A 10191-nucleotide genomic window follows, 5' to 3' on the forward strand; every position below is an offset into this window, starting at 1 on the left:
ATTGGATCATATCTATCAAGCAGCTTAAGTGTTCAATTTATTATTGCAATTTACGATTTAAATTAAATACAAAAAAGACTCGCTTTAAAAAAAGCAAGTCTTTTTGATTACGCTAAAGTTGTAATGTCGTTGAATTTAGGTAAATTATCGACAAATCTTTCATAGGCGGTTTGTTCATTAGTTTCAGTGATTTGTGCATTAGCAAAGTTCCTATTTCTTAAATCCTCTTCAGCAATAGAAATTTGATGAGTAAAGGTCGCATTTCCAATGAGTTCAATCCAGTAATTATTGTCTTCATAGTGAACAATGGTTTTTACCATGCCGCCTGGATTGTAAACGTTGATTGGTGTGTCAAATTCTGCCATTTCTGGTTTGGTTAAACAAAATGCTAATGAGGTAGCAGACATTCCAGTTCCACAAGCATTGGTAAAGCCAACACCGCGTTCATAAGTCCTCACAAATAAGCGATTCTTATCAAGGATTTGAGCAAAATTAACATTAACACCATCAGTGAAGTAAGGATTCTCACTATTGAGTCGTTTACCGACGATTCCTAGGATAGGACCTGTTATTTGTTTTTGATTAACAAAGCTAATTAAATGGGGATTCGGCACGGCAATAGAAGAAAAACGTAAACCGGGATAAAGTTCAGGAGCAAAATCATCTATTAGACGATCATGTCCTAAATTATCAAATGGCAAGGCTTCTTTATTGAAATGGACAGGCGAAATTTCAACTGCAAAGGCAGGAACGCTTGGGGCAAAGTCATCGTCTTTTCTAACGCGGAGACTAGCATTCATTGTATCAACCAAGAAATTAGTTTTTTGGTACTTTTCACTTAAATAACGAGCGACAGTTCTAAGCCCGTTGCCACACATTGAAGCTTCACTACCGTCGGCGTTGATAACACGCATTTGGGCCAAAGCATTTTCTCTGACTGGCTTATTGACTACTAATACACCGTCTGCACCGTCAAGAAGACCAGTTTGTGAATCTGTAAGCTTAATAGTTAATTCTTTTAGTTCAGAATCAGACAATTCTTGCTTCAATTCGGTTTGATCAAGGATAAAGAAATGATTTTGTGACCCATGTACTTTTAATAACTTAACCATGATTTTCTCCCTTCGTAAAAAATTGTTGATAGATAATTTTAACTGCTTCGTCTGCCTTTTCCTTCTTGGTTCCGATCATCATTGAGATTTGGGATGCACCTTGGTTGATCATGCGAGGTGAAATATCGTGATCACCTAAAGAATCTAAAATTTGGCGACTAACAACATGATATTTCTTCATTCCTTCACCAACGACCATGATAATGGCATAATCGTCAATCCATTCAAGTTGATCTGGATTGATTGTTGCTTGAATTTCATTACAAATTTGATCAATTAGCTGATCATTTAGGAAATCATTGTTAAAAATAATTGTGATGTCATCAATACCAGAAGGCATGTGTTCGTATGGCACATTGTGCTTGTACAAGATTTGTAGGATACGTAAAGTAAAACCAGCTTCTTTGTTTAGCAAATATTTATGCAAATAAAGAGCTGAGAATTGTTTTTGGCTGGTTACACCAGTAATAACATTATCTGGTACAAAGTCCTTGTCTGGAACGATGATAGTACCAGGTTGATCAGGCTCATGAGTATTTTTTACGTTGATAGGAATTTGGCCTTGAATAGCGGGAATCAAAGCTTCATCGTGAAAAACAGAGAAGCCCGCATAAGATAGTTCTCGCATCTCGCGATAAGTCATTTTCCTAATGGATTGTGGATTATCTACAATATGCGGATTAGCTGCAAAAATTCCGTTAACATCTGTAAAGTTTTCATACATATCTGCATGAAATCCGCGAGCTAGAATCGCCCCAGTAATATCGGATCCACCACGTGAAAATGTGGCAATATTACCTGATGGGGTGATACCGAAAAATCCAGGGAAAATAACCCGTTCATCAGGTTCTATTTTTACTTGGTCAAGATTGAGATAACTTTCCGGATTGACCAATGCATCGTTAGGTTCGCCTGTAACGATTAAACCCGCTTCTGTTGGATCAAGAAAGCGACTTTTAACACCTTGATGTTGCAATATCATGGCAATTAAACGGGCGTTAAGACGCTCGCCGTGAGCTTTAAAAGCGGCCATTAAGTAGCTCGAATTAGGATAATTTCTGCTAGGTAAAGCTAAAAGTATCTCTTTGATAACCTTAAGTTCTTCGTCAGCTACACCAAAGAAATGCCCGATTTCTTGATAACGCATAAAAATGGTTTGGACGATTTCATCAGTATTTTCACTCTTAAGTGTCATATTGGCGTACTTGATTAAAAGATCTGTGATTTTGATGTCGTCATCGTTTCTTTTACCTGGCGCAGAAACTACGATTACGCGTCTTTCAGGATCACTTAAAATAATATTTAATGCTTGTTCTACATTTTGTCCGTTAGCTAAAGAGCTACCACCAAACTTAACTACTTTCATAACATAATCCCCTTAAAGTGAAATTTCATAATTCGTTAATTTAAAAATGGATCCAAACTAAATTAATTTGAATTTTAGCATTATTTTTTAATCTTGCAACAAAAAGTTGAAAATACTGGCCTTGAATAGAAAAGCATATATAGTATAAATTAAAAATCAATAAAAAGTATTGACTAAAATTTAATAAGAATGTAGACTACATGTAAATCGAAGAGGCGCAACTGACATAAGTAGCAATTACGAGTTAGGCAAAACGAAGACTAATTGCGAAAGGGGAGGTTGCCGAAGCTTAAACCAGGCTAAAGGGATAAGCTGGGTCGTGATTGAATAAATTACGGACTGTCGCGGACAAAATTCGCGGAGCGCTATCGACCATTAGATTAAGTGAAGACTAATCCATTGTTTGTTTAGCGCAGACAATGGATTTTTTTATTGGGTGCTTCGCATGGATAGAGACTAGGGGCAAGATATGAATTCACAAATTTTAGAAAATCAGATCAATCAAGCAGGACATTTAACTATTGGCGGTGTTGATACAGTTGAATTAGCTAAAAAGTATGGCACACCTCTTGTTGTATACGATGTAGAACAAATTCGTAATCAAATTAGAGCTTTTAAAAAGGTTTTTGAAGAAGAAAATGTAAAGTATGCCGTCAGTTATGCCAGCAAAGCATTTGCTTGTATAGCGATGTACCAAGTAGCTGCAGCAGAAGGAGCTTACACTGATGTGGTTTCAGATGGAGAGTTATATACAGCCTTGAAAGCACATTTTCCAGTAGAGAAAATCAGTTTTCACGGTAATAATAAGTCCAAGTCAGAAATTGAAATGGCCGTTAAAAATCATGTGGGCAAAATTATTGTTGATAATTTTCATGAAATTAAGTTATTGGATCAGGTTTTACGTGAACAAGATACCAAAATTGATGTCATGTTAAGAATTACGCCAGGCATTTCAGCTCATACACATGAATATGATCAAACAGGTCAGGTCGATAGTAAATTTGGTTTTGACTTAGAATCTGGTCAAGCCGATTTAGCCTTAGAACAAGTTTTAGCTAACTCAAGAATGAATATGATCGGGCTACATGCTCATATTGGATCACAAATTTTTGAATTGAATGGTTTTGAAATGGCTGCTAAAAAATTAATGGAAATTGCTGAAAATTGGCGTAGTCAATATGGTTATACTGCTCAAGTAATTAATGTCGGCGGTGGCTTTGGTATTAAATATACTGCAGAAGATAATCCATTAAAGCCAGAAGAATTTGTTAGGGCAATTGTTAAAACTATCAAAGAAGAAGCTAAGAATGCCTCATTTCCACTTCCAGAAATTGATATTGAACCTGGTCGCTCTATCGTAGGACCAGCCGGTTATAACTTATATACAACAGGGAGTCGCAAAATTGTTCCAGGTCATCGTCCATATGTAACCGTAGATGGCGGTATGGGTGATAATATTCGTCCAGCTCTATATGATGCAAAATATGAAACAGTTTTGGCTACTGATCCTCGAGCTGAATTGACTGAACATGTCAGAATCGCTGGTAAATATTGTGAAAGTGGTGACATCTTAGCTGAAGATCAAGCACTTCCAGCAACTAAATCAGGATCACTTTTAGCAATGCTTGATACTGGAGCATATGGTTATTCAATGGCTTCAAATTATAACCGCAATGCTCGTCCAGCTGTTGTTTTTGCAGAAAAGGGCAAGGCTCAACTAGTCATTAAACGAGAAAGTCTAGAAGATTTAGTTCATTTAGATCAACCATATAATAATGAAGATTAATTTTTAAAGGGGAAAGATTATGACGAAATTAGATGCAAAAAGTATTATCAATTATATTGGCAATGCTCCTAAAAAAACGCCAGTTAAGGTCTTTATTAAGGGACGACTTGATCAAATTAAGTTTCCAGAAGGAATCGACAATTTCACTGAAGCACATTCCGGAGTGATTTTTGGTGATTGGAAAGATGTTGAACCATTTTTAAAAGAAAATTACAACAAGATTCAAGATTATCGTATTGAGAATAATGCTAGAAATTCAGCTGTGCCTCTGATTGATATGAAGAAATTTGATGCGCGAATTGAGCCAGGTGCTATTATTCGAGATCAGGTAGCTATTGGTAAAAATGCAGTCATCATGATGGGTGCGATTATTAATATCGGTGCTGAAATAGGTGATGATACCATGATTGATATGGGGGTTGTTTTAGGTGGACGTGCAATCGTCGGCAAGCATTGCCATATCGGTGCAGGCAGCGTTTTAGCAGGCGTAATTGAACCAGCTTCTGCTACTCCAGTTAAGATTGACGACAACGTAGTAATGGGTGCCAATGCAGTAGTGATCGAAGGTGTCCATGTTGGTGAAGGTGCCGTAATTGCCGCTGGTGCAGTCGTAACTCATGATGTAGCACCACATACGATGGTAGCTGGCGTTCCTGCTAAGGTAATTAAAAAGGTTGACGATCAAACTGAGAGCAAGACAGGACTAGAAGATAACTTGAGAAAGATTTAATTATGGCAGTTTTAACTGAAAGCGGGCTAATTCAAATTAGAAGGCATTTGCATGAAATTCCTGAATTAGCTTTACAAGAAAAAGAGACACATGATTATTTACTAGAAGTAATTAAGGGATTTAATTCAGAGTTTTTAACTGTAAAAGTACCAGAAGAATTACCAACAGCGATTTTGGTACTAATTAAAGGAAGCAATCCGCAAAGAACAATTGGTTATCGGACCGATATTGATGCGTTACCAGTTGAGGAGAAAACAGATTTACCTTTTTCGTCAAAGTATTCAGGAGTTATGCATGCCTGTGGTCATGATATTCACATGAGTGTTGCATTAGGACTACTTAGTTATTTCAGTGAAAATCAGCCTAAGGATAATATGCTGTTCTTTTTCCAGCCAGCTGAAGAAAGTGAAAGTGGCGGTAAAAAAGCATATGAAAGAGGAATCTTTCAGGGGAAGTTTAAACCTGATGAATTCTATGGCTTGCATGATAACCCTGAATTACCGGCTGGAACAATTGGTTGTCGTGAAGGTACATTATTTGCAGGAACTACTGAAGTTAACATTGATTTGGTTGGTAAGGGCGGTCATGCGGCTTTTCCGCAGAATGCTAATGATACTGTGGTGGCTGCTGCTAGTCTAATTATGCAAATACAAACGGTTATTTCACGAAGTATCGATCCAATTCAAAGCGGTGTTATCACTTTGGGTAAGGTTAGAGCTGGAACTATTAGAAATGTAATCGCTGGACAGACTCGGATTGAAGGAACAATTCGCGGATTAACGCAAAAAATGATTCTGCAAATTGATCAACGGTTGCGTGATCTATGTGAAGGTATAGCTCGTAGCTATAACATGAAAGTAAATCTTGAGTTAAATCAGGGTGGTTATTGGCCAGTAGAAAATAATCCAGAGCTAACTAAAAACTTCATTAATTATATGAAGAATAATCCGGAAGTGGATTTTGTTGAAACTAAGCCAAAAATGACAGGAGAAGATTTTGGCTTCTTACTTGCCAAATTTCCAGGAACAATGTTTTGGCTAGGTGTTGGTGATCCAAATTCACAGCTGCATTCAGCAACTTTGAATCCAGACGAAAAAAGTATTATGCGCGGAGTTAACGCAATTAAGGGATTTTTAATCGATAGAATGGGGAACTAATATGGCTACATTAATTGATGCAGATTTATTGACGGCAATTGTGACGCCATTTGATGAGAATAAAAAGATTGATTTTGATAGTTTGGAAAAATTAACCAATTACTTAATTGAGCAAGGCTGTAATGGCTTTGTGATAGGTGGTACGACCGGTGAAACCCCGACTTTGACTCACGATGAAAAGATCGAATTGTATAAACACTTTGGTCAAATCGTTAACGGTCGTGCTGTTGTAATTGCCGGAACTGGTAGCAATAATACTGCTGAAACAATTAAATTTACCAATGAAGTGGCAGAAATTGACGGCATTGATTATGCATTGGTTGTTGTACCGCCATATAATAAGCCAAATCAACGCAGCATGGTTGCTCACTTTACTGCAGTGAATGACAACGTTAAGATACCAATTTTAATCTACAATATTCCAGGCAGAACCGGCGTCAAGATGGAAAAAGAGACGGTTGTTCAATTATCTAAATTAGATAATATTAAGGGAATTAAGCAATGTGCATCCCTTGAAGAAATGGAATACATCATCGATCATAAAGCAGCAGATTTTCAAGTATTTACCGGAGAAGATACCCAAGCCTTAACTGCAAGATTGCTCGGAGCAAATGGTGTCGTTTCCGTAGCCTCTCATATTTATACTAAAGAAATGCGCCGGATGTATGATGCTTTATATGAAGGAAAATATCCCGAAGCAGCAAGAATTCAACGTTGGTTAACGCCTAGAATGCAAGCTCTGTTCATGTATCCATCTCCATCACCAGTAAAGGCAGTTTTAAATGCACAAGGTTTTGAAACAGGAGATTGTCGTTTGCCTTTAGTTGCCTTGAATGATGAAGAAAAAGTAACTTTAGCCCAGCATTTAGGCTTAGAAGATAAAGCTTTATTGCAAAAATTGCCACTAGATTTAGGAAAGGACCTTGAAAATGACTAAAAAAGTATTAATTGCAGGTTTTACGGGGGCCATGGGGCAAAAAGCCGTGAATTTAGTTAACAATATGCCAGGTTTTGAAGTAGTTGCAGGACTTTCTCCAATTGCCGAAAATAATCCTGAACAATATCATTTGCCTGCAGACGCTAAAATTTTTAAGAGCCTAACAGAAATTCCTGATCATTTAGCAGACTTTTGGATCGACTTTACTACACCTAAGGCAGTATATGACAATGTAAAATTTGCATTGCAACATCATATTAGACCAATAGTAGGTACTACCGGTATGAGTGATGAGCAAGAAGCAGAACTGATTGAACTTTCAAGAAAAGAAAAAGTAGGCGGTCTGATTGCTCCTAATTTCGGAATGTCTGCAGTTTTGTTGATGAAATTTGCAAAAGAAGCTGCTAAATATTTCCCAGATGTTGAAATTATTGAAATGCATCACGCTGATAAAAAAGATGCTCCGTCCGGAACGGCGCTTGCTACAGCTAAGATGATTGCTGAAAATCGTCCTGAACATCAAACAGCACCAGATGAAGTGGAAACCTTGAAAAATGTTCGCGGTGGTGATTATCAAGGAATCAAGATTCATTCAGTTCGTCTGCCTGGCTATATTGCACATGAACAAGTATTATTTGGGGGACCAGGTGAAGCATTAACTATTCGTCAAGATTCATTTGATCGTGGTTCATTTATGAGCGGAGTAAAAGTGGCGTTAGAAAAAGTTGACCAATTAGATGAATTAGTAATTGGTTTAGAAAATATCCTTTAAAGACAAAGGGAGGAAAGATTATGCCGGAATTAGCTAATGATTTAGGTTTTAGCCAAAAAGTACAAAATGTCAAAGCTTCAGGAATTAGAATCTTTGATAATAAGGTTTCAACTATTCCAGGAATCATCAAATTAACTTTAGGCGAGCCTGATATGAATACGCCTGAACATGTTAAAGAAGCCGCAATTAAAAGCATCCAAAATAATGATTCACACTATGCTCCTCAAAAAGGAAAATTAGAATTGCGACAAGCTATTAGCAACTATTTAGATAAGACTATCGGCGTTAAATACGATCCAGAAACAGAAATTGTAGTTACAGTTGGTGCTACAGAAGCGATCAACGCTGCACTTTTTGCTATTACTAATCCTGGTGACAAGATAGCTATTCCAACGCCAGTCTTTTCATTATATTGGCCAGTTGCTACTTTAGCCGATGCCAGTTACGTGTTGATGAACACAACTGCAGATAATTTCAAATTAACGCCGCAAAAATTGACTGAGACTATTAAAGAAAATCCGACAATTAAAGCCGTGATTTTAAATTATCCAACTAATCCAACAGGCGTGGAATATACAGAAGATGAAATTAAGGCTTTGGCTAAGGTAATTGAAGAAAATCATTTGTACGTTATTACTGATGAAATTTACAGTACTTTGACTTATGGTGTTGAGCATCATTCTATTGCTAGTTTGATTCCTGAGCGAGCAATTTATATTTCTGGTTTATCCAAGTCTCATGCGATGACTGGCTATCGTTTAGGATACATTACAGGACCTGCTAAAATTATGGATCAAATCGGTAAAGTACACGGCTTAATGGTAACAACGACAACTGATTCATCCCAAGCCGCAGCGATTGAAGCATTAGAAAATGGATTAAATGATCCAGTGGAGTATCGCAAAGTTTACCAAAAACGAAGAGATTTTGTCTTAGAAAAATTAAATAAGATGGGGATGCAAGCAGTAAAGCCGGAAGGAGCCTTCTACATCTTTACGAAAATCCCATCTCAATATGGCAAAGATGATATGCAATTTGCATTAGACTTGGCCTTCAAAGCTAAGGTAGGCGTAACTCCTGGTAGTGCCTTTGGTCCTGGCGGTGAAGGTTATGTAAGATTGTCATATGCATCTAGCGATGAGAACTTACAAGAAGCAATGAAGAGAATGAATGATTTTTTACAAGAGGTTGAATAAAAATGGTTAGAGAATATAATGTTGCAATTTTAGGAGCTACGGGTGCTGTTGGTAGAAGAATGATTGATCAATTGGCTAAGTCAACTATTCCGGTAAAAAGTGTAAAGTTATTAGCCTCATCACGTTCAGCTGGTACTGTATTAAAGTTTAGAGATCAAGATTTAACTGTTGAGGAAACTACACCAGAATCTTTCGATGGCGTTGATTTAGTTCTTTCATCAGCTGGCGGTGCAGTATCAAAGAAATTTTTACCAGAAGCTGTTAAGCGCGGTGCAGTTTGTGTAGATAATACCAGTGCTTTTAGAATGGAACCAGATGTCCCATTAGTTGTACCAGAAGTAAATCCAGATGCATTGAAAGAGCATCACGGTATTATTGCCAATCCAAATTGTTCAACTATTCAAATGGTGATGGCTTTGGAACCAATTAGAAGAAAGTTTGGTTTGAAGCAAATTATCGTTTCAACTTATCAAGCAGCTTCCGGTGCAGGTCAAGCCGCAATTGAAGAATTAAAAAAGGAAACACAAGATTATTTGGATGGCAAAGATATGCAAGCAGATGCACAAATTTTGCCAACTAAAGGTGATAAGAAGCATTATCCACTAGCATTTAACCTTTTACCACAAATTGATGTCTTAGAAGATTCTGGTTATTCTCATGAAGAATGGAAGATGATTCATGAAACCAAGAAGATTATGCTTAACGACATGAACGCTAAAGACATCAAAGTCACTGCAACTTGTGTTAGAGTCCCTGTTCCAATTGCTCACGGTGAAAGTGTATACTTCACTGTTGAAGATGAAAGTGCAACAACTCAAGATATCATGGCTGCAGTTGCTGACTTCCCAGGTGTTGTGCTTGAAGATGATATTAAACATCAAATTTATCCTCAACCTATTAATGCAGCAGGTAAGCGCGAGACTTTTGTTGGTCGTATTCGTCCTGATTATGAAAATCCAGGTGCATTTAATATGTGGATCGTAGCTGATAACCTCTTAAAGGGTGCAGCTTGGAACACTGTTGAAAATGCGGAATACTTAGTAAAAATGAATTTGATCTAAAACTAAAAAGAAAAAAGCCGTAAATTGCAATAATAAATTGAACACTTAAGCTGCTTGATAGATATGATCCAATT

General features: G+C 37.2%; 9 protein-coding genes and 1 riboswitch. Of the genes, 7 read left to right on the forward strand and 2 right to left on the reverse strand.

From position 1 onward, the window contains the following. Window positions 1-107: 107 nt before the first annotated feature. Together dapF and FC37_RS02960 are read right to left on the reverse strand one after the other, a co-directional pair. On the reverse strand, window positions 108-1112 hold the full coding sequence (gene dapF, locus FC37_RS02955) for a diaminopimelate epimerase (protein ID WP_025006164.1): 1005 nt from the start codon (window positions 1110-1112) through the stop codon (window positions 108-110). Continuing rightward, entirely contained in the window at window positions 1105-2478 is a 1374-nt protein-coding gene (locus FC37_RS02960; RefSeq protein WP_025006163.1) for an aspartate kinase, read from the reverse strand. Before FC37_RS02960 ends, dapF begins: the two co-directional genes overlap by 8 nt. Before the next feature lie 203 nt (window positions 2479-2681). Further along, window positions 2682-2854, forward strand: a riboswitch (Lysine riboswitch). Window positions 2855-2947: 93 nt separating this feature from the next. Between FC37_RS02960 and lysA the strand changes: the two genes are divergently transcribed. The 7 genes from lysA to FC37_RS02995 are packed head-to-tail and all read left to right on the forward strand — an operon-like array spanning window position 2948 to window position 10117. Then, window positions 2948-4264 (forward strand): diaminopimelate decarboxylase, encoded by a 1317-nt coding sequence (gene lysA, locus FC37_RS02965; RefSeq protein WP_025006162.1) that lies wholly within the window; start codon window positions 2948-2950, stop codon window positions 4262-4264. Window positions 4265-4283: 19 nt separating this feature from the next. Further along, complete coding sequence (dapD, locus tag FC37_RS02970) at window positions 4284-4994, forward strand: 2,3,4,5-tetrahydropyridine-2,6-dicarboxylate N-acetyltransferase (RefSeq protein WP_025006161.1); 711 nt, start codon at window positions 4284-4286, stop codon at window positions 4992-4994. 2 nt (window positions 4995-4996) lie between these two features. Beyond that, window positions 4997-6151, forward strand: a complete 1155-nt coding sequence (locus FC37_RS02975) for an N-acetyldiaminopimelate deacetylase (RefSeq protein WP_025006160.1) — start codon at window positions 4997-4999, stop codon at window positions 6149-6151. A 1-nt stretch (window position 6152) separates the two neighbouring features. Beyond that, complete coding sequence (gene dapA / locus FC37_RS02980) at window positions 6153-7088, forward strand: 4-hydroxy-tetrahydrodipicolinate synthase (protein WP_025006159.1); 936 nt, start codon at window positions 6153-6155, stop codon at window positions 7086-7088. Then, window positions 7081-7860, forward strand: a complete 780-nt coding sequence (gene dapB, locus FC37_RS02985) for a 4-hydroxy-tetrahydrodipicolinate reductase (RefSeq protein WP_025006158.1) — start codon at window positions 7081-7083, stop codon at window positions 7858-7860. The genes dapA and dapB overlap by 8 nt, the downstream gene beginning before the upstream one ends. A gap of 20 nt (window positions 7861-7880) precedes the next feature. Beyond that, on the forward strand, window positions 7881-9056 hold the full coding sequence (locus FC37_RS02990) for an aminotransferase class I/II-fold pyridoxal phosphate-dependent enzyme (RefSeq protein WP_025006157.1): 1176 nt from the start codon (window positions 7881-7883) through the stop codon (window positions 9054-9056). Between the two features lie 2 nt (window positions 9057-9058). After that, a complete protein-coding gene (locus tag FC37_RS02995) occupies window positions 9059-10117 on the forward strand; it encodes an aspartate-semialdehyde dehydrogenase (protein WP_025006156.1) in 1059 nt (352 codons plus the stop codon). Window positions 10118-10191 lie beyond the last annotated feature (74 nt).

Source organism: Lactobacillus gallinarum DSM 10532 = JCM 2011, from assembly GCF_001434975.1.
Classification (GTDB): Bacteria; Bacillota; Bacilli; order Lactobacillales; family Lactobacillaceae; genus Lactobacillus; species Lactobacillus gallinarum.